This is a genomic window from Haliscomenobacter sp. (genome assembly GCF_040403615.1).
GTDB lineage: Bacteria > Bacteroidota > Bacteroidia > Chitinophagales > Saprospiraceae > Haliscomenobacter.
Window position 1 is genome coordinate 1 of sequence record NZ_JBBAKG010000031.1, and the last position, 24336, is coordinate 24336.

General features: G+C 45.3%; 30 protein-coding genes. 4 read left to right on the forward strand and 26 right to left on the reverse strand.

Annotated elements, in window-relative coordinates:
• The first annotated feature begins 141 nt into the window (after nt 1-141).
• Nucleotides 142-576 (forward strand): hypothetical protein, encoded by a 435-nt coding sequence (locus ABW391_RS11770; RefSeq protein ID WP_353482064.1) that lies wholly within the window; start codon nt 142-144, stop codon nt 574-576.
• Between the two features lie 67 nt (nt 577-643).
• On the opposite strand, the gene ABW391_RS11775 is transcribed toward ABW391_RS11770, so the two are convergent.
• The 10 genes from ABW391_RS11775 to ABW391_RS11820 form a co-directional block, all read right to left on the reverse strand.
• Entirely contained in the window at nt 644-1714 is a 1071-nt protein-coding gene (locus ABW391_RS11775) for an ABC transporter substrate-binding protein (RefSeq protein ID WP_353482065.1), read from the reverse strand.
• Nucleotides 1715-1917: 203 nt separating this feature from the next.
• Nucleotides 1918-3066: a hypothetical protein gene (locus ABW391_RS11780; RefSeq protein ID WP_353482066.1), complete on the reverse strand. Its 1149-nt coding sequence runs from the start codon at nt 3064-3066 to the stop codon at nt 1918-1920.
• Between the two features lie 105 nt (nt 3067-3171).
• Entirely contained in the window at nt 3172-3441 is a 270-nt protein-coding gene (locus ABW391_RS11785) for a hypothetical protein (protein ID WP_353482067.1), read from the reverse strand.
• A gap of 51 nt (nt 3442-3492) precedes the next feature.
• On the reverse strand, nt 3493-3732 hold the full coding sequence (locus ABW391_RS11790; protein WP_353482068.1) for a hypothetical protein: 240 nt from the start codon (nt 3730-3732) through the stop codon (nt 3493-3495).
• Nucleotides 3733-3736: 4 nt separating this feature from the next.
• Nucleotides 3737-3916: a hypothetical protein gene (locus ABW391_RS11795; protein ID WP_353482069.1), complete on the reverse strand. Its 180-nt coding sequence runs from the start codon at nt 3914-3916 to the stop codon at nt 3737-3739.
• A gap of 3 nt (nt 3917-3919) precedes the next feature.
• Entirely contained in the window at nt 3920-4141 is a 222-nt protein-coding gene (locus ABW391_RS11800; protein WP_353482070.1) for a hypothetical protein, read from the reverse strand.
• Between the two features lie 285 nt (nt 4142-4426).
• The gene (locus ABW391_RS11805; protein WP_353482071.1) at nt 4427-5650 is read right to left on the reverse strand and encodes an FG-GAP repeat domain-containing protein; all 1224 of its coding nucleotides are present in this window, start codon (nt 5648-5650) and stop codon (nt 4427-4429) included.
• A gap of 66 nt (nt 5651-5716) precedes the next feature.
• Entirely contained in the window at nt 5717-6310 is a 594-nt protein-coding gene (locus ABW391_RS11810) for an ATP-dependent Clp protease proteolytic subunit (protein WP_353482072.1), read from the reverse strand.
• Complete coding sequence (locus ABW391_RS11815; RefSeq protein WP_353482073.1) at nt 6298-7287, reverse strand: hypothetical protein; 990 nt, start codon at nt 7285-7287, stop codon at nt 6298-6300. The genes ABW391_RS11810 and ABW391_RS11815 overlap by 13 nt, the downstream gene beginning before the upstream one ends.
• Entirely contained in the window at nt 7268-8293 is a 1026-nt protein-coding gene (locus ABW391_RS11820) for a hypothetical protein (RefSeq protein WP_353482074.1), read from the reverse strand. The genes ABW391_RS11815 and ABW391_RS11820 overlap by 20 nt, the downstream gene beginning before the upstream one ends.
• Before the next feature lie 30 nt (nt 8294-8323).
• Here ABW391_RS11820 and ABW391_RS11825 point away from each other — a divergent pair, with 30 nt between their 5' ends.
• Entirely contained in the window at nt 8324-9856 is a 1533-nt protein-coding gene (locus tag ABW391_RS11825) for a hypothetical protein (protein WP_353482075.1), read from the forward strand.
• Here the strand turns inward: ABW391_RS11825 and ABW391_RS11830 are convergent.
• From ABW391_RS11830 to ABW391_RS11850, 5 genes are all read right to left on the reverse strand, one after another.
• Nucleotides 9853-10425, reverse strand: a complete 573-nt coding sequence (locus tag ABW391_RS11830) for a ClpP family protease (protein WP_353482076.1) — start codon at nt 10423-10425, stop codon at nt 9853-9855. The genes ABW391_RS11825 and ABW391_RS11830 overlap by 4 nt on opposite strands.
• A gap of 63 nt (nt 10426-10488) precedes the next feature.
• Complete coding sequence (locus ABW391_RS11835) at nt 10489-11061, reverse strand: hypothetical protein (RefSeq protein WP_353482077.1); 573 nt, start codon at nt 11059-11061, stop codon at nt 10489-10491.
• A gap of 197 nt (nt 11062-11258) precedes the next feature.
• Nucleotides 11259-11864 (reverse strand): hypothetical protein, encoded by a 606-nt coding sequence (locus tag ABW391_RS11840; protein WP_353482078.1) that lies wholly within the window; start codon nt 11862-11864, stop codon nt 11259-11261.
• Nucleotides 11865-12389: 525 nt separating this feature from the next.
• Nucleotides 12390-12581: a hypothetical protein gene (locus ABW391_RS11845; protein ID WP_353482079.1), complete on the reverse strand. Its 192-nt coding sequence runs from the start codon at nt 12579-12581 to the stop codon at nt 12390-12392.
• A complete protein-coding gene (locus ABW391_RS11850; protein ID WP_353482080.1) occupies nt 12582-12866 on the reverse strand; it encodes a hypothetical protein in 285 nt (94 codons plus the stop codon). It lies immediately after the preceding gene.
• A gap of 186 nt (nt 12867-13052) precedes the next feature.
• Here ABW391_RS11850 and ABW391_RS11855 point away from each other — a divergent pair, with 186 nt between their 5' ends.
• Nucleotides 13053-13289: a hypothetical protein gene (locus ABW391_RS11855; RefSeq protein WP_353482081.1), complete on the forward strand. Its 237-nt coding sequence runs from the start codon at nt 13053-13055 to the stop codon at nt 13287-13289.
• 33 nt (nt 13290-13322) lie between these two features.
• Here ABW391_RS11855 and ABW391_RS11860 read toward each other — a convergent pair whose 3' ends face one another.
• The 10 genes from ABW391_RS11860 to ABW391_RS11905 all read right to left on the reverse strand — a co-directional run bounded on the left by ABW391_RS11860 (nt 13323) and on the right by ABW391_RS11905 (nt 22702).
• A complete protein-coding gene (locus tag ABW391_RS11860; protein ID WP_353482082.1) occupies nt 13323-14219 on the reverse strand; it encodes a hypothetical protein in 897 nt (298 codons plus the stop codon).
• Between the two features lie 40 nt (nt 14220-14259).
• The gene (locus tag ABW391_RS11865; protein ID WP_353482083.1) at nt 14260-14970 is read right to left on the reverse strand and encodes a glycosyltransferase family 2 protein; all 711 of its coding nucleotides are present in this window, start codon (nt 14968-14970) and stop codon (nt 14260-14262) included.
• The gene (locus tag ABW391_RS11870) at nt 14957-15721 is read right to left on the reverse strand and encodes a UDP-2,3-diacylglucosamine diphosphatase (RefSeq protein ID WP_353482084.1); all 765 of its coding nucleotides are present in this window, start codon (nt 15719-15721) and stop codon (nt 14957-14959) included. The genes ABW391_RS11865 and ABW391_RS11870 overlap by 14 nt, the downstream gene beginning before the upstream one ends.
• A 44-nt stretch (nt 15722-15765) precedes the next feature.
• Nucleotides 15766-16077 (reverse strand): hypothetical protein, encoded by a 312-nt coding sequence (locus ABW391_RS11875; protein ID WP_353482085.1) that lies wholly within the window; start codon nt 16075-16077, stop codon nt 15766-15768.
• The gene (locus ABW391_RS11880; protein ID WP_353482086.1) at nt 16077-17753 is read right to left on the reverse strand and encodes a DNA polymerase III subunit alpha; all 1677 of its coding nucleotides are present in this window, start codon (nt 17751-17753) and stop codon (nt 16077-16079) included. The genes ABW391_RS11875 and ABW391_RS11880 overlap by 1 nt, the downstream gene beginning before the upstream one ends.
• Before the next feature lie 707 nt (nt 17754-18460).
• Nucleotides 18461-19489 carry an apurinic/apyrimidinic endonuclease family protein gene (locus tag ABW391_RS11885; RefSeq protein ID WP_502916323.1) on the reverse strand — a complete coding sequence of 343 codons (1029 nt, stop codon included), beginning with the start codon at nt 19487-19489 and terminating at the stop codon, nt 18461-18463.
• 1 nt (nt 19490) lies between these two features.
• Nucleotides 19491-20039 (reverse strand): hypothetical protein, encoded by a 549-nt coding sequence (locus ABW391_RS11890; RefSeq protein ID WP_353482088.1) that lies wholly within the window; start codon nt 20037-20039, stop codon nt 19491-19493.
• Complete coding sequence (locus ABW391_RS11895) at nt 20036-20965, reverse strand: hypothetical protein (protein ID WP_353482089.1); 930 nt, start codon at nt 20963-20965, stop codon at nt 20036-20038. Before ABW391_RS11895 ends, ABW391_RS11890 begins: the two co-directional genes overlap by 4 nt.
• Nucleotides 20962-21483: a hypothetical protein gene (locus tag ABW391_RS11900; protein WP_353482090.1), complete on the reverse strand. Its 522-nt coding sequence runs from the start codon at nt 21481-21483 to the stop codon at nt 20962-20964. Before ABW391_RS11900 ends, ABW391_RS11895 begins: the two co-directional genes overlap by 4 nt.
• Nucleotides 21461-22702: a Rossmann-fold NAD(P)-binding domain-containing protein gene (locus ABW391_RS11905; RefSeq protein WP_353482091.1), complete on the reverse strand. Its 1242-nt coding sequence runs from the start codon at nt 22700-22702 to the stop codon at nt 21461-21463. The genes ABW391_RS11900 and ABW391_RS11905 overlap by 23 nt, the downstream gene beginning before the upstream one ends.
• Before the next feature lie 2 nt (nt 22703-22704).
• Here ABW391_RS11905 and ABW391_RS11910 point away from each other — a divergent pair, with 2 nt between their 5' ends.
• Nucleotides 22705-24009: a hypothetical protein gene (locus tag ABW391_RS11910; protein WP_353482092.1), complete on the forward strand. Its 1305-nt coding sequence runs from the start codon at nt 22705-22707 to the stop codon at nt 24007-24009.
• Here ABW391_RS11910 and ABW391_RS11915 read toward each other — a convergent pair.
• Nucleotides 23968-24324 (reverse strand): hypothetical protein, encoded by a 357-nt coding sequence (locus ABW391_RS11915; protein ID WP_353482093.1) that lies wholly within the window; start codon nt 24322-24324, stop codon nt 23968-23970. The two genes, ABW391_RS11910 and ABW391_RS11915, sit on opposite strands and share 42 nt — an antisense overlap.
• Nucleotides 24325-24336: the final 12 nt, after the last annotated feature.

Genomic DNA, 24336 nt, shown 5'->3' on the forward strand with positions numbered 1-24336 from the left:
CAGCATGATCATAGTATAACGCATGTGTGCGATATAATCAAGCATGTTTGGACAAGCATGTTGCCATAATGTGCTGTTCTGATAAAATTTCCAGATCTGATGCTAAAGGTAAATAGCTGCACATAACGAACGGCGTTGATTATGTCACTACATACCATTACCACAATTACTGAAGACCTGAACCAGTTGATTCTGGACGACCCTGTGCGACCAGAAATTCCAGTGACCGACCGAGTCAACGCCAACAGCAGAATCTACATGCTCAAAAGTGGTGATCAAACTCAAGCAGTGACCTGTGTTAAGTTCTTATCTGTTATCCCTGCTGCTGTAGAGGACATGGGCAACATTGTGGAGAGTGCAACCATTGCTGTGTTCTATACCATCTGGAGTTACACTGCTGGTGCCGGTCGAGACCTGATCCAACAGGCCCAAACCAGTATTCAAGCGGAATTTCCTGATATCAGCACCTATGTGACTCTGAGTCCCAAGACCGAAATGGCTCGTAGATTTCATTTGAAAAACGGTGCTAGAGAATTGCGTGAAAATTCCAACACCATAAATTACATCTATAAGTGATTGGACCAAGCGTATAAAAGAAAGCCCCTTTCGGGGCTTTCTTGTGACTTACCAAATTTTGATTTTTCTATTTGGCTAACCAGATTTGAAATTTCTTGTTAAGGTCATCTGAGTTTTCTGCCCAGAACTGTGAGTTGATTGGCATAGCCCGGCCTGCATGTGGGCTGCTGGGCAACCAGGGTTTGTAAGGATGGCCGTCAGGAATCAGCGCCATGGATGAACGGCGTGCAGGCGCATAGGGAATGTTAGTTGCCATAGCAGCCAGTGCCTGTGAGCTGGTAGTCTGACGAATAAACTCTTGTGCTGCTTCTGTGTTTTTGCTGCCCTTAAGGATGGCAAACATGTTTGGCAACGTGGTGTGTCCGTCCCAGATTACCACAAAGTCTTTCTTGTCTTTGAAGTTGGCATCAACCACACGACCGTGCCACACATGACTCATGACCACATCGCCTGTGGCTATCAACGGCACAGATTGGGCTCCTGCTGTCCACCAAACCACATCCTTTTTAATAGTATCCAATTTTCTAAATGCACGATCTACACCTTCGGGTGTGCTGAGAACCCGATAGATATCTGCTGTTGCCACGCCATCGGCCATCAATGCCCATTCTAGTAGTGACACTGGACTTTTAAAAAGTCCTCGTTTGCCCGGGAATTTTTTGGTATCAAAAAAATCTTCCAGTGTCCGGGGACCATTGACACCTAGTTTTACTCGATCATACGCAATAACATTGGCATAGGTGGTGGTGGCCACAGCACAACCTTGAATCATGCCTGTGGTGAAATCCTTGGCAGCAATCGATCCATCTGTGCCTGCAGGAAGTTTGGCAGCGTCAATTTTTTCAAACAGGCCTTCCTCGCAGCCTTTGACAGCTTCTCCGGGTGTTATGTCAGCCACATCCCATTTGACGTTTCCTGATTTGACTTGGGTTGCAATTTCACCTAGCCCCCATCCACGATCCACGGACATGATTGTGATATTATTTTTGGCTTCAAAAGGCTTGTACATGGAGTCTGACAGAGCCTTGGTATAAACGCCTCCCCAGGATGCCACTGTGAGACTTTGCTGAGCCAACACAGAGATTGGCGCCGCAACTAGTGCAGCAGAGATTGCTGCTATTGATACGATTAATTTCATTTGATTTTCCTTAAAAAATTTATACTTAGATATAAACAATTTAGCTGCGGAAGAGTTCCGCGTTACGGATGGCGTTCCATGAGTATCACCATGGTAAAAGGGTGCAGCTACCCCAGGCGTCAATGTGAGTCCGACGTCGGCCCCTGCCGGCGTTGCTAAAATTATTTATATGGCAAGTGTACATGATATAAAAAAAATGTCAACTACTGATCTGTCCATCCTGCGTCTTGTGATGTGTATGTCTTGCTATCATTCAAACAATAGAATTTACTGAGATGACCTTTTCTTCCAAACACAGCCACAGCATTACCAAACTGATCAGTGTTCCATTCATCACTGTGTTCTTGAATCATGGCTGTCATTGAAGTTTTGTAGTTTTTGTGCCATTGTTGTCCCTCAGCACTGTTTATCACATTTTTATAAAAATTAGTACTACTCCACCCAGATATCAAATGCTTGTCCCAAGATGCTTGGTTATAAGTGTCACGATACAATTTGTAAGCAGCAATGTCATGCACCGAAGATCTACCCATGGCAGCATTGTATATTTTACCTAGCGCAGTTGTGTTGGGCAGATCTTTAACAAACAAGTCTGTAGAATTTAAATTGATATGGAATTGACGTAGCATGTATACCGTTTTTAAATAAAGTTCTGGTATATTCCTACTGACAAAAAAATCTTCTGTGCGCGAACTAAACATAGCATCATGTATTGATGTATCAATAAAATAAAAATACCATTTGTTTTTATTTTTCCACAATTTTACTTTGGATCCGCCTATGATATCACAAAAATCCACTGGACCGGGATCTTTTAATTTCGTACCCAAGGCCCAGCCCAGATCCATGGAAAATGCTAAATTTCCATCAACGGTATCAAACCCAGAAATTTTATCCGGGTCTGTAGCACCATTAAACCATTCTCCAACATCACTTGCTGTGGGAAGCAAAATAGTTATCTTGGTCAGAGCCAGTTTTTGTTTGATCTGTTGCAGGGCCGGTATAGCTGCTATGGCAATTTCTCTGTCAGAGGTTGATGCAGGAGTTGCACTATTGATATTGTCAGGAAATGTAGTCAATATGATTTCGTCTAGATGAATATTGTTGTTGACAAAACTATCCAGTGCAGTTTGACTATCAGCGCCGCCACTGAACCAGAGTCTCAAGTAGCTGTAGGTGTTTCGAAGTTCTTGTGCTCGCTGGCGGCACAATTCAGCATGGGTCTGCGGTGGCTCTACGGATGCATTTAGTCTAGCAAAAGCATCCTCAAACCAGTGAAAATACAAAGTAGCATGGGGCAATGTTTTCTTAAAGATCAATGCATCATGCTTGAACAAGAATTCAGTTGACACATTGGTTTTGTGATTGAACACTGTCCAGTAAACACTCCGTGTGGAGTAATGCGGATTAACAATGTTGGGAGCCCAGGACCTAAAAGAAAAATCACTCATGTGTTACTATGTAGTCATCTCTGCTTGTTCTGTAGTGGATTTTTCATCAAGTGACGCTGACAAATCTTGGTATTCTTGTTCTTGCTGTAACTTCAGCAGCATGATATCATATACCATCACAACTGCATACCCGGCTAGACCAATCATGCCTATAGTCAACACTGCCATTGGACCATAAGTTTGTATGAAAAATGCGGTGATCATAACCGATACCACAGCAACACCAAACAAGCCCAGAGTCCTAAGAGCTGCACGAACGCGAATATCGTTGAACATAATTTTTCCTAAGTTAAAATAAAATAATATTTGACTCTGTGTCAAATTCCCCTACCGATAAAGTTTGACATCCGCATGTTTCACACGGATGTGATTGTAGATCCTGTCCTCATACTTGATGGGTAAATCTAGTCGAACGCTTATGACAGGACCTTCCAGTTCATTTACCAGGCTGTCATTGCCCACCGTGCCCACAAACGGAATCTTGTTCCAGCGACCAAACAGTCGTGTACCAATTTCGTACTGGCTCACGTAGCGATTGGCAGCAAAATATTCAGCTAGGGTTCCCATTGCGTTACTCCTGTCGAGGCACAGAGATCTTGTGCTTGATACACAAGGTTCCGGTGTCATTGTTGAATACCCGTACTATGGCAGACAATTGCAGGCACTCGGGCTCAGTTTGCATGGGACGGGATTGCTGAATCAGGCCGTCGCTGTTCAAGGTCAGCAGACTCCAGATCCATAGCACTGTCATGGTCTAGGGCTCGATCCAGGTGGTACTCACAGCATTAACCTTGTTCAAGGCTGCAATGCGAATTGTTTGTTCTTTCAACAACTGTTCGAACCTGGCCATGTGTGCCAACTGAATGTTGTGGAGATACATGTACATCCTGGTCTCGTCGGGCCAGTCACGAAATTTTTCTTCCAGAGCCGGATCCACTTGAGATGCAAGGTCTCGTAGGTATTCTTCTTGTGTCATAGTTCAACCCCTGGTAAAAAAATACAAATACAGCATGGCCAAGATTGGCACTCCAGGAAACACCACAAAATAAATGTTTCGGTAATATGTCATACCTTGATCCCAGGTATCATACCATTTCTTGCCAAGAAGAAATTTGATCATCACTTGGTCCCCAACCATACAAACGGCAACAGCATCAAAAACAAACCCACTGTGAACAACACAGCCATCAATATTTTGTATTTCATTCTTCAACTCCAAAATGTATTATAACTGAACATTGATTTTTATGCAACCTGTATTTCAAAGTTTTTGGGTGTAGTAGCCCCCAGTCACATGTTGCAGCATGTACAGGCCTGTGACGCCTCGATAAACAGTAGATGACCAAACACTCCAGTCTCTGACTCCAGGGTTGGCTCCCAAAGCACGTGCCATGCTCAGAAAACTTTCTCGCAGGTGTAGTACAAGCCGGCCGTTTTCTCGTCGGTACAACAAAGCATCACCATTGGGCCCATTGAAGTAACAGTATTGATCACCCTGGTAACTGAATGCAACAATGTTGCCAGTTGAGTTGTGTGAATCCAGTGTGTGAGCATATGCAAAATTGTCTGCGCCTTGATTCAACCACACTTCTTTTCTGCCAGCAGCACCTGGTATCCAGGCTTCATAGTTGATCACAAAATCCAACAGTCCGTCGCCATTCACATCAATTTCTTTGACACCATTTATTCCGGCAAGTGCAGCATCCTGTCTGGGTATTGCTATTTGCTTGATTAGATTCAGCTGTGAATCCACAATACTAATACTGTCCTGGAATCCTGGCATCTGACTGTTTCCGCCCTGGAACACCGCAAAGTTTCCTGTGACTGCATCACGAATCACTGCACATGCACTGCCACCATTCACATGCAGACTTGCTACCAAGGGCGAAAATGTCCTGTTGCCGTTGTTGAGATAATAACCATAGGTATTGATATTACGATCGTACACGCCCATTATCAACACATCCACATGCCCATCTTGATTGAGATCGGCCACACATGCACCTTGACTATGGGCTCCCGAATCGACTGTTTGACGAGTGAACACCCCACTGGTGCTGCCCCACAATATCAAACTTGATGTTGATGCCACTAGATCGTCATCGCCTGGAAACCAAATATCCGCATGTCCATCATGATCAAAGTCGCCAATGAATATATGATTACTACCGGGATATTGATTGGTTCCTGCCAGTGCCACAGTGCGATCAGTCAGTGTGCCATTGGGATTTTGAATCATGATTGCCAGATAATTGATGCCACCTGTCCATCCACCAATGACCACGTCGTCTAGTCCGTCCCTGTTGAGATCACCAACTGCGTAGGTTTCCACTGTGTTTCTGTCGGCGCTTTGATTTAGCACTCTGGTGAACGCCGCACCCGGAAGTGGCTGAGCCTGATTTGAACTGGGGGATCCGCTGTCTGAACCGCCGCCACAGGCTGTCAACATCAGGCTGATTGCTAGATATGCCCAAAGCTGGATCATGTTGGTCCTTTGTTGCTATGTGTGTATTATAGCATTTCGGACAATATTGGTCAACCGACCCGGAAATTATGTTCGTTTTTCTAGAATCTTGTCAGCCAGTCCATAGTCCACGGCTTCTTGAGCACTCATAAAATTGTCACGTTCCATATCTGCTGTGAATTGTTCAAAGGTTTTGCCTGCTGAGTTATGTTTGACATAGATCTCAGTCAGCACCTGTTTCATTTTGAGAATTTCTGTGACCTGGATCAACATGTCCGTGGCCTGCCCACGTGAACCGCCTGAGGGTTGATGAATCATGTGACGAGCATTGGGCAAGATAAATCGTTTGTTCTTGGCTCCGGAACTGGCCAGCAACGATCCCATTGAACAGGCCTGTCCCATCGCAATGGTCTGCACATCGGGCCGGATAAACTGCATGGTGTCATAGATAGCCATGCCTGCTGTGACGCTGCCGCCGGGTGAGTTGATATACAAGCTGATGTCTTTGTCAGGGTTTTCACTTTCGAGAAACAACAACTGTGCCACAATCAAACTGGCACTGTGTTCGTCTACATCCGAGTCCAGCATGATAATGCGTTCTCGAAGCAAGCGGCTGTAGATGTCGTAGCTGCGTTCGCCCTTGCTCGTGGATTCAACAACAATTGGTACTAGATTCGGCATGGTATTCCTTTTTGGATTTTTTGTTTTTGACTATGAACATAATCAGTGAAGTGATGTTTATTGTATAGTATTTTTTCACTAAGAGCAAGGAATTTGGCTTGCCAGTACTCAGGTGACTGGTCACACAAGACCCCAAGGAATCGGTGCATGGCTGCTGGCTCAGCAAGGTTCAGGTCTGTTATATCCGCAAAGTCCAACACATACGTTTCAAAGCCGCGATCTGAGAGCCAGCGGGTTCCGCCATCGGGATCATACACCAAGAACGGCTTGCATCCTACTATGGGTTTGTAGATTTTTTCACTCACAAATCCTGTTCGGTTGATATCAAAAAACGTTTCGGTCACAACGTTTACCAGGTGGCGTTGCCAATTGTGCCGGTGACCCAGACTCACTATGTCATTGGGTATGCCGTAGTGTGTGGCAGCGGCATTGGGTGCAAGATTGTCTGGCTCGCAATCAGTTGGCAACGATCTCACAGCCAGGCCTGTGCCACCCATGCTCACTATGCCACGGTCCAACAAGTTACTGGCTTCAAGTTGTCGATACAGCTTTTGTCTATGCCAGTGTGGTTTGCGATTCAGGCACATGTAGGCTGTGTCAATCTGGCTTGAACTCATTAGAATATCCAGGGGCGGAGGCTTTAAAAATTCATCCACAAATACTGCACAAAAATCCACAGCATGTGGTCCTGCATAATATCCCACAGTCAGTATTTCACAGTCAAACTCCTTGTACCAATCAGCAGCAGGAATAGCTGCATCCAGCATGGCTATAAGCACAATGCGATCAACAGGATTGTCACGCAACCATGCTAATACTTGTTGATGATATTCACCGGTATACCATACAGAATTGACCACAACTGTTCTAGAAGAATCTGCAGATATGTGTGCCAGCATACGATCAACTATGTCTGCTTCAAACTTCTTGAGTGGAAATTGCAGGCCCCAGCCGTTGTCAAATCTTTGAATAATCATGATCTAGTATGTTAACAGGATAGTTGCAGATATTTGAAAGACGTTGCCGATTGTGTTGAGCTATCTCATGTGCAAGACTCAGCATACGATGCTGATCTGCGCGACCACACTCCAGCAATGTTCTCATGCTCCGTTGCATGAGACGCCATCGATCAGGACCTTCGTAGAGATCATAACTCTCATCCCAGATGCTGTGATATGTTCGAAATCCCATGGCTCGCAATCTTGCCAGGAAGTAGCGCGGTGCATACACCAGCACAGGTTTGGCAGCCATGATAGGACGCATGGTTTTTTCTGTGGGAAAGAATGTATCTCCCAGGGTATAGGTTTCGCACACTATCTCCACAGCAAAATTGTGATAATGCTGCATCAAACTGACATTCATTTCTGCCGGTGATGTGAGACTGACAAATGAATCTCTTACTGATTTGTTGTCCACACTGGTCACAATCCGTTGATTGTACCAGTCAAACATGCGGGCCTGATCGTAGAGTGACAGCCAGTCTGACAAGTTTTCTGGCTCCTGCGCCTCATTAATCTGCTGCTTCCAGGGAAATGGTTGTACATGATTCATCATGCTGGCAAAGAGTCCAGGACCATGCGCTTGATATAGAATAGCAGCTCTGCTGAGTGTGAGTCTTCCAATAAACAATCCAAATGGCTGTCGATATTCTAGTTGTTGTTCAAGTGTGGGTGCTGTGTGTTGCCAATAATTCTTGACCATAAAGAAAAAATGACTTATCTTGCTGCATTTCACACGCTGGTATGGCACAAATTCCACAGGATTGCTCCATCGGTGCAACTGCACTGTGTCCGGAGTTTGTTTCCTGGCCGTGAGCCAGGCGTCAACCACTGTGGTTATGCCCAGTGCCGACAAGCTGGGACCTTCACTGCACAGGTCCAGGATCAAGGGTTCTCCAGGTGGGTGCTGGTCAAGCTGTTGTTGAAAACGGGCAGGATTGTTCCAGCAGTCACCGGTAAATTCTATTGCTATGGGTTCTGTCATGCCAATACTTATGGTGCCACTAAATACACCATGAGAGACTTAATCAACGTACTTGACAGCATAATAACTGAAGTGACCATCAGCAAACCCAAATATGGACCCGGCACTCAATTTTCTGTTTCCGCAGGGTCAGAAGCTGGGAAAAAGTTACTGACATTGTTGCAGCAACAAGGATTTGATGCCACTCCGCCATTGACCAGGCAAGACGACACAGAATTGGGCGAAAAAGATATCTTAAATCTCCCCACAGTTACATATGGAAAAGGCGGCGACGGTTATATTTTTTCCAACAATGCTGGGCAGTCTGTTTTGATTGTTGGCAGTTCTAGTACCATTGGGGCAGCGTTTAATGCGTATACCGGAGCCACTGCCGATGACGATGTTGGGAAAATTGCCAATCGCGGCGAAACAGCCGAAGGTATCCTGGGCGCTGCTATGTTTGCTAAATTCACCAAACGTGAAGCTGACGAAGATATCGGTACAGTGACCGCCCAGGATATTAGCAATGTGCTTGACAGTTTAAAGCAAACCGGTGAAGATCAATATCAAGTGGAAGTAGAAGATTTTGATAATGAACATGCGGATGTAATTTCGTTTGTGCTGAGACTTAAATCTGCTGCATACAATGATCTCATGGATCCGGACAAACGACCGCTGTTGGCCAGTGAATTCTCCAGTGCTGCTGCTTATGTCAACAGTTCGGACGCCGAACGTTATAGCAAGTATTTCTACATCAATGGCCGTTCTGACAAGATCGTGATCATGGCCGACGGCGTCACGGGCGAGACAGAACAAAAGACCGATGTGTGGGTGTATGTCACAGATGAAAATGGCCAGCCACGCAAACTCAGACTTAATGCCAGTTTAAAAGTAGGTGGTATTGGACAATTCGGACAGGTGGGCGGAGACAGCGACGAAGCCTTACAAAATCTATGGGAATACTTTGGTGTTGATGTATCTCCTGTGTTGGCCAACTTTAAAAGAACAATGAAATCTCAGGGTCCAAGAGACGCATTTAAAAAATTGTACCAATATGCTGCTACCAACCTAGACAACGAATTGAAAAACGCCAGCCCCGAAGATGAGGCCAACATAATCAACGACATTGCCACTGGCATCACACACTTTGCCACCCTGGGAGATCCCAATGTTGAACTTGTGGATTTCAACAAGGGTGGATTCAAGATTTTGCGATTCAACAAGTTGGCCGAACAACTAAAAGACATAGATCTTGCAGCCACTTATATTGACGGCAAAACTTGGCCAGAAGTTGTGATACACGAACGTGGCAATCCCAAAAACAAACTACTCACAATCAGAGTCAAAATTGAAAATAGACCAAAAGGTATCTATGTTCGCAGTATTATTGAAAAAGAACCTCTGTTGGAAAAACTCACCGAATATCGAAAAGCCAGCTGGAACAATGCTCCAGCTGCTACTGGTGCTGAAGATCTAGATGCAGTTACCAGCACACCAAGACTATCCGGTCCTGGTGCACGAGCAGCAAAGACAAATCGCGAGCCCAGAATGGATCGTGCCACGCTAGGGCGTGAACGTCGTTAACGTCCCAGCTGTGATATTGCGTCGCAGATGTGCAGTTCCAGTGCCTGAGTGGCATCAAGCCAAACATCATGAGGTGGTAGTAGTTTGGCTCGGACAGTGTCATCGTCCAGTCCGGTACAATCCCGGTAGTGCTGTACCATGCGCTTTTGGGTGAGTTCAAACTCACGTATGGTAGCAAACAATTCATGCACCTTGCCATCGCTGCCCCAGCTGAACTGGTGACTTAGAATACTGGTATTGGGAGTAAGGATTCTACGTCCTGGAGAGCCTGCTAGAAATATCAAGAGTCCTGCACTAGCAATCTGCCCCAGACCCACTGTCTTGACCGCAATAGCACTACTGCGCATCACATCAATCAAGGCAAAGGCTGCACTCATGTCACCACCTTCTGAGCAGATCATCAGCAGGAGTTCTTTGCGTTTTTTCTTCACCACAAAGTTTTCATGCAGAATCCACTCTATCACTGGTTTGATACTGTCATGGTCTATTTCGCCCATAAGTACCAGCATGCCCGAGTCGGCCAGCCGTTGAGTGTGTGATTGATCTAGAGTTTCAGTTTCTGTGGCCATAAATTTGTAGTGAAAAAAGCAGCCCGATTGGGCTGCTGTTATTTATGCGTATATTATCGCAGATTATTGCTTTTGTGTTACAGTGTCCAGTTCTTCAAACGCTTGTTGGCTACGACCCTGGGCTTGTGCTTGCAGTCGTATCTGATCCTGACGTTTTTTCAGTACATTGGCATCACCTGTTGGCAGGACTACCAGCACATAGCTACGGAATCTGGCGCCATCAGCAACTCGCTTGATTTCTTTGGTTTCGACCCCGGTGATATCCACACCCGGACACATGCCGCGAATAGCAAGTTCACTGGTTTCGTGGCTGGCTTCAGATGTGTCCATCATAAAAATCTTGGACTGCTGGCTGACCTTTCCGCCTGCTGCCATGCAAATCTTGCCATATGCAAACAGCTTGGCCTTGTAGTCTGCCATGCTCATGTCTGTGCTGACTGCACTGCCATTGGCGTAGACCGCACTGTTACTCACAGGCAGTTCAGTCATCCATTTGGGTGCTCGATCAATAGCAGATGTCACTGCTTTTTCTTGTCGCTGGCGTTCTTCATAGGCACGCCGTTCATACTGTTCTTTGGGAGTCGAGCTACATGCAGCCAACAAGGCCACAGCAACCACGGTGATAAAATATTTCATATTGATCCTTATTTAGATTTAATCCACTCGCCGGCCTTGCCAAGGTCAGTGCCGGCTCCACTTACTGCTCCGCCCACGGTGCCGCAGGCACACAGAACCAGAGCAACCATGCATGTCAAAATGTATTTCATACAAAATCCTAAAAAGTTATTGATACGTAACTGTAACACAAGATTGAATTTAGGTCAAGTCTAGTTCTAAAATTTGTCAATCACTACCCATTTTGAGTCATGGATTTTACAAATAATACCTTGCCATGTACGCACATCACGCCCGGTATATCCTGTGTCCAGAAACCAACGACACTGGGTTCCGTTGTGCCAAAATTCATTGGTATAGTCTGTATGTGGTCTGAATTGTGCCAGCTCTCCTGTCACACCTGGATTCACCTGCCGCAGAGTATTTAGAGTAGGATCATCCCGACAAATCAAAACCTTTTCCGAAATTACTCTGCTAGAACTCACTTGTTCTCTTATTGAATCATCGGCTCGGCGTGTGGCTGCTGCACAGGCTTGATCTCTTGGTGTGTCGCCGGACCAAGCATATTCACCAAATGCGGTGTACCAGGTGGCACCAACCCTGGCCTGAAAGTTTACCAGACATCGTTTGCCGCCTGTGGGTTCAGGCACAACTGTGGCAGTGATCAGGCTGCGTTCTGCAATGGTCACGGCACTGTGCAACACTGTTTTGTCTTGCAACACACACTGGTCAGCTTGTGCTGCTGCTGTGGCCAGCGCCAGGCCATAGATTATGGTTTTTACGGACATTGTGCTAACTCCAGGAGTTTCTGATTCAGTAGCCAATCTGTACGACTTGACCCACGTGATATATTTTCATTGTATTGGCCTGGGTTGGTAATTATCAACCAGGGTTGTAGTGCATTGCTGGCCCGTGCAAACAGCCTGTCATCTCTGGTGCTTCGCATGCTTTGCAGCATGGCAATCTGTTGTGTTTTTTGAGCACACGTGATCTGAAAATAATCCAGATCATATGAGGCCATGGGCTGCTGTGAATTTGAAGCACATCCGCTACACAGGATTGCAAGTGTAACGAAGATGCCAGATACGTGCTTTGACTTGAGCGACTTGTTCATTCCATTCTCCTCGGCTTTGACTTTCTAACCAGCGCACAATACGCTGTTGGTTGGCACAATCATTGGGTATAAGGCTCACATCCACAGGAGGCGATCTTTGCACAATGGACATGCAGCCACTTAGAACCAGAGCTGCTATGGGTATCAGAAGTTTTTTCATAAGGTCAAAAGAAATCCGGTTAGTGCTGTTATTATAACACTAACCGGATTATTGGTCAACTCTGCTGTGACCTGTTTAGAGCATGCCTCTTTTCATGAGCACTTTTATTCTACGTTCAACGTCGGCATGATCAATTGATTGTGCCAGATACGTGTTGATTTCGTACCGGTAAGGGTCGGTGAACGTGCGCTTTACCCAGGCCCAAAACTCAGACAGCCCTGTAGGCTGCCGGTCTTCCGCAGTCGATACACTGGCGTCTAGCAACATTTAGGCTCCTTTGGCAGGCTTTTGTGTGGTCTGGTAAGCCTTCATGATACCTTCACCAAACTTGGAATAGTCAAATTTGGTTGCTTGTTGCATGCTTTTGACCATTTCACTAGTCAACACTGCGGCAGTGTCTTGACCAACCTTGACTGCTTTTTTGGTGTATTCAGCTTGAGTGTCAACAAAGTTGACCATGGCTTCTTTCACAGCTTCGTTGGTGACGAATGTGTTAACGAAAGTTTTTTTACCGTTTTGTACGGCGTCGATGATTGCTTCTGATGTAAACATAATTTTTCCTTTAGACAAAATTTACTAGCTGGACCCGCCCTATGCAGCATCCTAGCGTGTTTATATTGTAACACATATTTATGATTTATGTGCGGTCGCAGCATTTTTTTAACAGGTTTTCGGCAAAATTAACTGTGTTTTTTTGCCCATAACATCTATGTTGGTAAATATTTCATAGGAGAACTTATGTTTACAAAAATCAAACAATTCTTTCTGGGCAAGCCTGCTCCAGAAGCCCCGGCACCCTACAAGGTCGAAGCACCATGGACACACGCCGAGATTGCACCAGCCACAGCCCCAATTGTTGCTGAACCAGTTACAGCAAAACCTGCTGCAAAGAAGGCGGCTCCTGCACCCAAAAAGCCTGCTGCTGCAAAGCCAGCAGCCCGAAAGCCTGCTGCTAAAAAATCAGTGCAATTGTAGATTGAACATTTGATAACCCCGCAAGGGGTTATCTCACGATTGTGCTGTGGGTGTGTTGATCTTGTCCCACTTGTCCACCATAGCATTTTTGAGTGCCACAGTGGTTGAGAATTTGTTCTTACGCATGAAGTCGTTTATTTTAACGGCTGTAGGATAGTCTGTACTGTTAGGTTTACGTGCATTGGCCATGTCAACACCTAAATTGCTATCTTCATCAGGATATCTACTACCGTAATAAACTAGATCATGTCGTAGCTTCTCGGCACGTGGTGATAGCTCTGCTTTACTCTTTTTGTATATTAGCTCTAACCATGGCTCAAGATACATTGTGACTGGTCTACTTGGCGTATAACCTTTTGGCTGCGGCCCTTTGAGCAAATCTGCTGCCGCTGCTGGTGTTACTGCTTTGCGAGTATCTTGTAAACGCCAAGCTGATTCATCAGTGTACAAGTATGCAGGAATACCACGCTTCTTAGCAGAGATTAAGATAGTTCTGACTTCGGGACTACGATATTCACTTTGTTCTTTCAGCAGCACATGTACTGCCGTCACGCCATCAATTGACATTTCGGGCTCACGGCTAAACACACGGTCTTCACTTTCGCTACTTCTGGTGCCGTTGCTGTGTAGCCAAGCACGTTCCCAGTAGTCCACGGGCCGAGTCTTGTAGTTGCGATTCAACCAGGTGCCGTCGATCACAAACATCACACCGCCGCTGCCAACATATCTATGATAGTCACCCACCCGGCTGCGTGTGGTACTTAAAAAATACGGATACCCTTTGGGAGCATACATTTCTTCACTCTTGTTGCCGGTCACACTGCTGAGTTGAAATGCGCCGCCGGTGAGTATCTTGGCTGCTGCACCTATACCTGCATAATGGTAAACCACTGCGGTGGCTGCTTCTGCTAGGAATTCTTGTGCTCTCATAGAGCTATTTAGCTGCAAAATTGCTAAACAATACGCAATTTCAACTCCAGTACTTGCTGTTGTCTAGGCTGTTCCAGTATTGTTTGTTGTTGCGATTCACAAAGTTTTTCACAAGGTACTTGGCCATGCCCATGTAGCCCATTTTTTTGAATCTACGACTGTCCTGTCCAAGGTGGTGTTGGATGATTCTAAACTTTCTGGGACTGTATTTTCTGGACAAAAAGTAATCTTCGCTTGTGGAAAAGTTTTCAGGGAAGCCACCGTATTCTTCAAACCGGTCTCTGCGTGTGAGCATGAACGCTCCAACTGCAAAAGGAGAGAAATATTTCAGCGCATGATTTATGGTGTTGAACACAACAAATCCTGCTTTTGCTCTAAGGTCTTGATCATAACACTTGATGTTCAAGCCCACAAGATCCAGGTTCATGGATTCAATTTTGTCAACAGCATCACGGATAACATCGTATTTGAAAAAACGAACATCAGCATCAATGAACAAGATGTATGGGGTAGTGGCTAATCGTGCTCCGTTGTTCTTGGCAATAGACACAGGGCCGCCGTTGATTATTTCAACATTCAGTTCCCAACTGTTGTCCTGTATAACCTGTCTAGTGGCATCAGTTGAGCAGTCAGCAATGATAACTCTGGTATCACCTATATTTTGTTCACGTAGTGCGTTTAGCAAATGATGAATATATGTTTCTTCATTCTTGCAAGGCACTACAATAGTAATTTTATCACTTAGTTTCATTGTCTGTCTCCCGGGTCCAAGTTACAATTTCCCAACGCCCATCATGGTGTTCCACAAGTGCTGTGCATGATTCAACCCAATCGCCATCATTCATGTATGCTACACCATTGATTTCTTTGATCTCTGCATGATGTATGTGTCCACATATCACACCATCGAATCCACGCTTCTTACAGTAGTTGGCTAGATTTTCTTCAAACTTGAATATAAAGTCTACTGCTTTTTTGACCTTGTGCTTAAGAAACTGGCTAAGGCTAAAGTACCCAAAACCCATACGGTGACGTATCCAATTAAACTTGCTGTTGACACTAAGAATGATATCATATGCTCGATCTCCTAGGAATGCTATCCAGGGTGCCAGTCTAGTGATGCCATCAAACAAGTCGCCATGCACCACAAGATAATGTCTGCCATCTGCACCTATGTGTTCTATCTGATTGTGTATTTCAACATGCCCAAAACTAAACCCATATGGTATCATAGGTCTTAGAAATTCGTCATGATTGCCGGCCACATACACAACTCTGGTGCCTCGCTTGGCATGGCCTAGTACTCTGCGTACCACATTGGTATGACTCTGTTTCCATCGCCACTTGTTTTGTTGTATACGCCAGGCATCTATTATGTCACCCACAAGATACAGGGTCTCGCAGGTGTTGTTCTTGAGAAAGTTGTTGAGTTTCTCTGCCTGACAGTCTCTAGTACCAAGATGTACATCTGAGATAAAGATACTGCGATAAGTCTTCTGCATGGGGTATTTAAGCAGAAGTTTACCCTAATGATGTTACAGTTGTGTTACACGGTGGGAGACACAGCGTTGAGTTCTTTTTTGATACTGTGATAGTCTTCCAGGATAGATATAGCAGGCACCGTGGTTGTAGCGTAGGCCGGGGGTATATGTTGCCATTCCTCTTCTGATACTCCTGACACAATCATGGCAGTGTATTCGTGACCGTCACTAGTGTGCAGCTTCACTCGTTCAAAACTAAACGGATTTTGTGCTGCACTAGTCAAGGCCTGTGCCAAGGCTTTCAAAGCAGCAGGATCAGCCACAATGTGTAGATCTGTCTTTGGTTCGTTGTGTGGATATATGTGTAGTCGTGCCATTAGTCAATGTGTGCTATGTCTTGCAATCTCATGCGTTTGCTTTTTAGTACTTTAACACATTCTGAACTGTTTGCATAGTCCAAACGGCCCTTTCCCCACAGGATTGGCTGATCTGCAAAACTGATTGCATGCGGCAAGATCACATCAAGATAACGACCATTGCCAGTGCCCAGGGTAGCAAAGGTTATGTAGCCTTTGGCTCCGCTGCGGAACACTCGATAGTTAGCCACTAGCCCTACAAACTCCACTTCTCCGGGTCGGCGAATCTCGGTACAGGCCGGAATGAATCTACTGGAACTCCAACGGCCAGTGCGAAACAGTTCTTCACACTCACCACCTTCTAACGGAGAAGCTATTGCGCCAGCCAACTTGGCTTCTTGCCAATATACCCACTTGCTGTAACTGCCTTCGCAGTGTTTCAAACAGGCTTGCCAGAACTCTCGGGGATGATGTGCCTTGTTGTAGGCCAGAGCCCAGATCAGGCGTCCCAGATTGGTAGCATGAGCACGACACAGTCCAAAGTGACTAAGTTCTCGCAAGGATGCCAACACAGTGTCCCTTTTGGGATGATCGCCAATCAATTGCATGAATTCATAGATCTTTTCTTCATTGCGTTTGGCAAATGCTCTGCGCCACATGTCTGCGGTGTACATGTCGCAGTCCAGGATGTTTGCAATCATGGTGATAGCGTCATCCTCAAATACCACTGTGTCCCGCTGTATTGTATCTGCTGACCAGTCCTGGAAAGCACTGGCTCTGCGCCGTCCTTGAGTGGCCACTGGACGTATCAGAGCTGTGGCCAAGGTACAGTCTGAGCGACTTTTGATTTTCAAGGCACGGAACAGTCGTTTCATGGCCGGACTTTCGCCTTGCGTAACTCCCAGTACATCACCCCGTGCCAGCAGCGCACTGGTCTTTTCATCATGTTCAGGATAGTCAGTGAGTGGTCGCTGATCAATCTCCCATAACTGACTCAGTCCACGATTGGCCAGGATGTCAATCTTGAAGTGTTCAAGATCTTCAACTTCATACTTGTCTAACAAGATCTGATTGTCACCATTGATCAGGCTTTTTGGTACAGCCCGATCAAAGATCAGGATACCACCACAGTGCTTGGAGATACAGCGTTTCTTGCCCATGAGCTTGGCTGTGACACGTTCAGCTTCTGCTATCTCTTCAGGGGGCAACACTTGATTAAATTCAAATCCACGCTTGAGTGTGCCTTTAGCACCTAGTCTTTTGGCTGCTTCTCGCTTGGCGCTTTTCTCTTTGTACATCACATAATTTGATACCCTGGCACTCTGTCCTGGCCAGCGTTTGAATATGCGATTCATCACAGTGGCCTGCTGCCAGTGTGGAAAGTCTAGATCAATATCCGGCAAGTCGTCACGTTTGGGATTCATGAAACGTGCTATGGGAATATTTTCTGCCACGGGATCAAGATCACTTATACCCATGAGCCAGCATACTAGGCTGGAGCCTGCCGAACCTCGGGTGATATGTGGTATATCTCGGGTGAGATCTAATATCTCTCTCACACGCAGAAAGTGTCGTGCAAAGTTTTGATCTCTTATTAGTTCTAGTTCTTCTGCCAGTCTATCTGCATAGACTGTGTCTTGTGGTAATGCTCTTCTGAATTGCTTTACTAGTTGTTCAAGTTCCTGATATCTATCCATGTTATGCTGCCTTTTAGTTGCCTTAGGCAGATATTTATGGATCTATTTTTAGGATGATAAAATTTAAAACTCAAACGTTACAACACTTCAGATAGCAGTAAACTATATTTGGACCAGAGTCCAGCGAGTTGTAAATGCCTTGCCAGCAGCCTTGTGTTTGAGAATTTTTCTATATTCTTCTTGACGAAGTTGTTGAATCTTCTTGTCATCGTGGTCAACACAAGCCCGGTATAGTTGCTTGATCAATTTTGATTGTTTCATGACATGCCCATCCTTGAAAACTATTTATACCGTTAGTGAAATAATTGCCAATAAAAAAGAGCCCTAGAGCCCTTAGTGCTGGTTACGAATTCCAGCGTCCACCATATCTTGTGGCCGGTTTGTTTACCTATAGTGCTGTGTATTGCAGTTCTGTTACACAATTTGCAGAATCATGCGAGTCAGTCCCACCATGTCTATGCTTACCAAAAGTATATAGTTAGCCAGCATACCAAAAGATTTCCTAGTATAACTAGCCCAAGCATACATGGCACAACCAGCAATCCAGATAGGATACATGTACAATAACGGAGGGTTGGGGACGGTGATCGCCATTGTGATCGAACAGCCAATAGACACTGCCCAAGCCACAATCTCAACCACAAACCGAACAGGGTAAGTTTTATAGTCATCTCGGATCCAAGAAAAAATGTTGGGTAGTATATCGTTCATGCCTGAGCCAGTCGCTGATTGTACACCTGTTCACTGGCAAGGTTCTTGCCTTTGGCCTCACACTGAATATCCCACTGATCACCAAATGTCAGGGCCCATTCATTGCAGGCAGTGTTCCACATCATATCGCTATGTGCCCGGAGTTTTTGCTTTTTAAAACCTGCTGCAAGTAGTCCATCAAGATCGGGTCGAACTCGGTGATCGTGACCCACCAAAATATCTTCACGGCTAACACTGTAGTGAAGAGCAGGACGAACACCACGCCAAGACTCAACAACCCGTTGCGCACGAGGGTCCGCAGGCGTGATGTATTCTCCGCTGTTGATCCAGTGATGGTGTATGTCCAGCACAAGAGCCACATGCTCAGCCACAAGTAAAGTAGAATCGATGCCATTTGTCATTTCGTCATTTTCGATGGAGATAAGATTCCTGGCCTCGGGACTGAGGCGACCCAAGGTCTTAAGGAATTTGGTGACACCACCTTTGCCACTTAAATGTACATTTATCTTGAATCCCGAGTCATGCCATGATTTTCCATAGCCCATCCAGCGGGCCATGTCTGTATGATACTCAAATTCTAGTATGCTGCGTTCCACAATCACATCATGCTCACTGGCCAGCACACAGAACTGTCCGGGATGGAAGCTGAGTCTCACACCTAGTCTGCGGGCAGTTTCGCCAATGGGTGCAAAAATACGAGCCAGATGATCTTGTATTTCTGTGCGCTGCCACCAGTCAATCCAGCTGGCTTCGGTGTAGCCTTGCAGCATTTCTGAACCCAGTCGTACCATTCTACGACCTTCGGGCAGGGTGGCCACTCGTTCAATCATTCGGACCGCTGCTGCGGCATTGTGATTCATTATGTCCCATTGCCGCTGTTCAGCTTCATCTTTGTGCTCGCGAAGCCACCGCATGGTGGTTGATCGGCCGTTTAATTCACGGTCCACAGCATTGACCTTCATGCCGCCGCATTCGGACGGATCATTAAGCCATTTGCAGCAAAAACCAATTTGGGGTGTAGTCATATCAATCACTGTTGTTGTTCAGTAATTGTAACACATTTGGTAATAAATCTCTAGTGATATTGGAGAGTTTTTGGATAGATTTGTCAAGATTTTTTGGATGATCTACAATCACCCATTGTTTTCCGCTGTCCTTAATAGACTGCGCCAACAGTCCGATATAGTTATTTCGGCTGACCTTTGCGTTGGGTTTGGATTCTAGGTCAAATCCTACCATGATTATGACATCTGCTACACTAGCTGATAAATGAGCAGCAACAATATCATCTATTGAATCCACAACAAAATCAAACTCACCGCCAAACACATTGACACGTGGTGGATTGCTCAGAGTTTCGTAAACCGTTTTTGGAATATAGAGATTGCATACATCAGCATAGCCTTGCTCGATTAACACTGCTGCTTGATCAGCGTCCCAACACACCACGTTGTCGGTTTGGTACGCTCGCTGAGTGCGCCAGCTGCCCCAGATGGGTGCAATGTCACGCATGGGTTGTGTGTCGGCACTCGGAGGCAACAAGGTATTTTCAGCCAACAGCCAAGCTATATTCATGGCTCTCTATGCAGGTCTAGAGTAACACAGTGAAATCCGCCACCTAGTGTTCTACTGTGCCGCAGTTCAAGAGGTATAACAGTCATGCCCATGCCCTGTTCTAGAGCCTGTATCATGGCTTCTTGCTTGGCATCTACTATGACTGTTTGAGGATCAATGCTCAACATGTTGAGTCCAATCCATTTTGAAGCATACGGATATTGATAGAATCCTTGTGCCACCACTTGGTCAACAAAAAATATTTCTTTGCCTTTGAGATGTCGTGGTAGATCTTTCCTGTTGCTATCTAGCCTGCTGCCATTCACAACAAATTGATCTGCATTCAAGGCCACAATAGTTGAATCAATATGCACGCCAGCATAGAAGTTGCACAGTTCTATATCTACATCTGGAAACTGATTGCACAACCATTCGTAGGCTGCTCGATTGCCCGAGGCCGATTCAAGAAACAACCACTTGTGTTGTGTCACCCGCAAAATATTGGCTGCATCCAGTACCATGCCTGCTGCTCGTGGCATTGTGATAACCTGATCTGCTGCTTGTAAAATATCATGATAGCACTGTAGTTCCATGTCTCTACAGGGATACATCATGGCAGGATCAACCACAATTGACCCATGCACAAGTAGTCTATCACGTGGACAGTAGTTGTACAGGCCATCGTGAACTTGAAAGTTGAATGGTTCAGGGCGCACAACTTCAACACCGTGTGCTGTCAACGTGTCTGCTAGCGTTTGTAGGTCTTGGTTGGCTTCGTCTATGATCCATTGCGGCACAGGACCGGATGGCACAGGTGTTTCTTTCCAGAGTGTGCGCTCTGCTTCTGTATTAAACACCGGATCATTGATGGGCCAGTTGGCATGGGTCGCATCACCCACCACCATGCTTTTGAGTGTGCTGTATTCGTTGTAGCTGGAAATTTTCATGTGGTTCCAGTTAATTGTAGTGTGTAACGATCAGTTTTGCCAACATTGGCAGCCAGATGTAGAAAGTCATCACGCCAGCTGACCCAGTCACCAGCACGCCAATTGATAACAGGCACACCATTCATTTCCAGGTAATGCCCACTAGACCAGTCTTCTAAAAACACAATGGTACGAACCACTGACTGGGTTGATTCAAGTCCGTGTATGAGTTTGAATCTTCTGTAGGTATCTCTGTGGGCAGGCAATACTGCGCCCGGAGACATGCGATACACACTCCAACCTAGCTTGGTCCAACAAAACTTATCACATATAGAACTCATCCAAGCAGGCTCAGGGAAACGCATGTCATACATGTCCCCGGTGAATTTACTTTGCGTGTATCCCAGCTGACGCCATTCTGCTAGACTTTCTCGATCATTGAACTGTTCGTGGATGTAGTCAAGATCTCGATGTTGCAGTCCCCAGTCAGGATCTATGTGGCCTTGTGCCCAGATGTTATTTTGGTCGAGTGTTGCCATAGTGAACGACTTCGTACTCCGCAGTTGAAGTCAGTTTACGCCAAGGATCAACTATGATGCTGCCCGGCGTGATAACACAGTAGGGTTGTGTATCCAATTGGTCGCCGGTGTATTCATATGTGATTTTGCGATTGTGTGCCCAAAGGAACACCGCAGGATAATCCACACTGTCAACCACATTAGCTGGATCATCTGCCAGTGGATCAACATAGACCACCTTGTGTCCTGCTTGTTCTAGATAAAACCCAACCAGAGTACTGTAACTGCCGATGCAATACGGAACGTCTGGCTTGTATGCTTTGCCATGAATCACCACAGGCAAGTTGTTGTGAGTTGCACTTTGGTCCAACAAGAACCGAGCCAAGTTCTTGGCTTGTATTTCTCTAGCATGCATCACAGTATCAAACAAGTCGTAGCCAATATCATATTCTTCTGCTAACCAACGCAGAGCAATGTTATCGCGTGGGTGGCAGGCACCTGCATCACCCATGCCTGCTGTCATGTACTTGGGGCCCATGATACGCATGGTGCTTCGTGCAAGTGCATCTGTGACCACATCCACATTGATATGCCCAATACGTAGAGCAAAGTCCTGGATCATGTTGACCAGGCCTACTTTGGCACTGATAAATGTGTTGTAGAAAATCTTGATGGCTTCGCATTCGTCCCAGGTTCCAATTTCGTAGCGTGGGTTGTTTGCCATAATAGTCTTGTACAGGTCAATCAGCTCGCTTGCTAGAGCATTGGGGTTGCCATCTTCTGTGCCAATCATGACCATCTCTGGGTTGATCATGTCCCACTTGACCGAACCCATGGCAATTAGATAAGGATTATACAGGAACTGATGTTGTGAGTCCAACAACGGAAAGAACTTGCGGCGGGTGGTGCCGGGCAATACAGTGCTGATCAACACCACCTTTTTTGGTGATCTTGCATATCGGTTTATGTTCTTGATAGCGTCAATCACAGCATCGTGCCCAAAGTCTTTGGGTTTCATGTGGCTGCTGGGAACAGATCCATCATAGCCTTCTTGATGTGGAGTTGGCACAGCAATAAAGATCCACTCACTTTGATTCACAAGTTCGTTGATATCACAAACTTTTACCGAGTCACTAGTTCGCGGGTAAATATCATACCCCCGTACTGTGTGTTGCTCAGCAAATACTTCTGCACAGTCCAGGCCCAATTTGCCAATTCCAATAAATCCAATATTCTTCATATATGTCAGTTCCTTTAGATAGATTATACAACTTTTTGCATAGCCTTGTCGACCATGATATAACAATTTATCGCTTTTGGCCTCATGGCTCAAAAAAACTTGAGGATCTATTACCTTTGGTTCCAGCACTAAGTTGGGTCAACGCAATGGTTATTCCTCAGGTAATTTTTCATGATCAGGAGCCGTTGAATTTTAATTATTGGACTCTGGATGATTTTGCTCAATGGTGGCAAAAATGTATAGTAGATAATCAACTAAATTTTTTATACTCGGAAGCTATACAGGTCAATCATCAAATTTCACTACATCTTAGAGGATTAGTTCGTGCCAATTTATACAATTATATTTTGCTTGTGCATTCGGAAAAAAATAGCAAAGAAATTGATACCTATTTCCAAAATGGATTTTTGCCTGTGTACTACTGGAGTCATGCTGTAATTGCAGCTGATTGGTTTAGATATGCCGAGCATGATCCTGTGTTACAATATAACTCTGCTGCATTTGCACAAGATTTTTTGATATACAATCGTGCCTGGTCTGGCACTAGAGAATATAGGCTAGCATTTGCTGATCAATTGATTCAAGCAGGATTGGTAACTCATTGCCGCACCAGTTTTGCACCTGTGGACTCAGGATTGCATTATAATCAACACAAGTTTGAGAACCCCAACTTAACAATTGTCAGAACTGATCTAGAAACGGTGTTGCAGCCAAACACACATGATTCTTGTGCTAGTGCAGATTACAACAATCTGGATTATACTCAAACAGGCATGGAAATTGTGCTGGAAACCTTGTTTGACGATGCACGACTGCATCTTACAGAAAAATCTCTACGTCCCATTGCGTGTGGCAAACCCTTTATGTTAGTTGCCACAGCTGGTAGTTTGAGATACCTGCGCAGTTACGGATTCGAAACGTTTGGTGATCTTATTGATGAATCGTATGATCTTGAAACAGATCCGGTGGCTAGATTAACTGCCGTGATTAAGGAAATGAGCAGGATACGCTCTCTGGCTTCTGCAGATAAAATTGTTCTATGGAATCAACTGCATCAAATTGCTGAGAGAAATAAACAGAGATTTTTCTCAGCTGAGTGGCAGGCTAGCATAGTACAAGAATATGTTGACAATATGAATCAGGCCATGATTACTGTCAATCAACATTGTACTGGAAAACACTGGAAGCAATTTCAAGAACTAGATTGTATCTTAGGAATCAACAATACTCGTTCACAAGAAGAAATTAATCAGGTATTGAATTACCTAGCTCTTAAGAACAGTCCCAGACCAGTGATCGGGCAATGATTCAGTCTTTAGTTGTTGAATACGGGTGTTCAACTCAGTGTAAAAAGTGTCCAAGTCCCCGTTCCATTTGCCCTGTAAATGTTCCATGGCATCTTCGCAGTATTTCCAGTTACGCTTGCGATATTCAACCATGAGATTGGTGTGCAGATCATGAAAGTGATTCATTGTGGGCATGTCTTGCAATGGCACATGCTCTACAAGAGCATATGCGGTCATTGGAGATTGTTTTCCTTTGATCTCAAATGTATCCAGTTCCAGAACAATGTGTTTTTCTGCGGCAGCTTGGCCAATCTCTTCTCCAAATATTATGTGCATGTCAATTCCTTT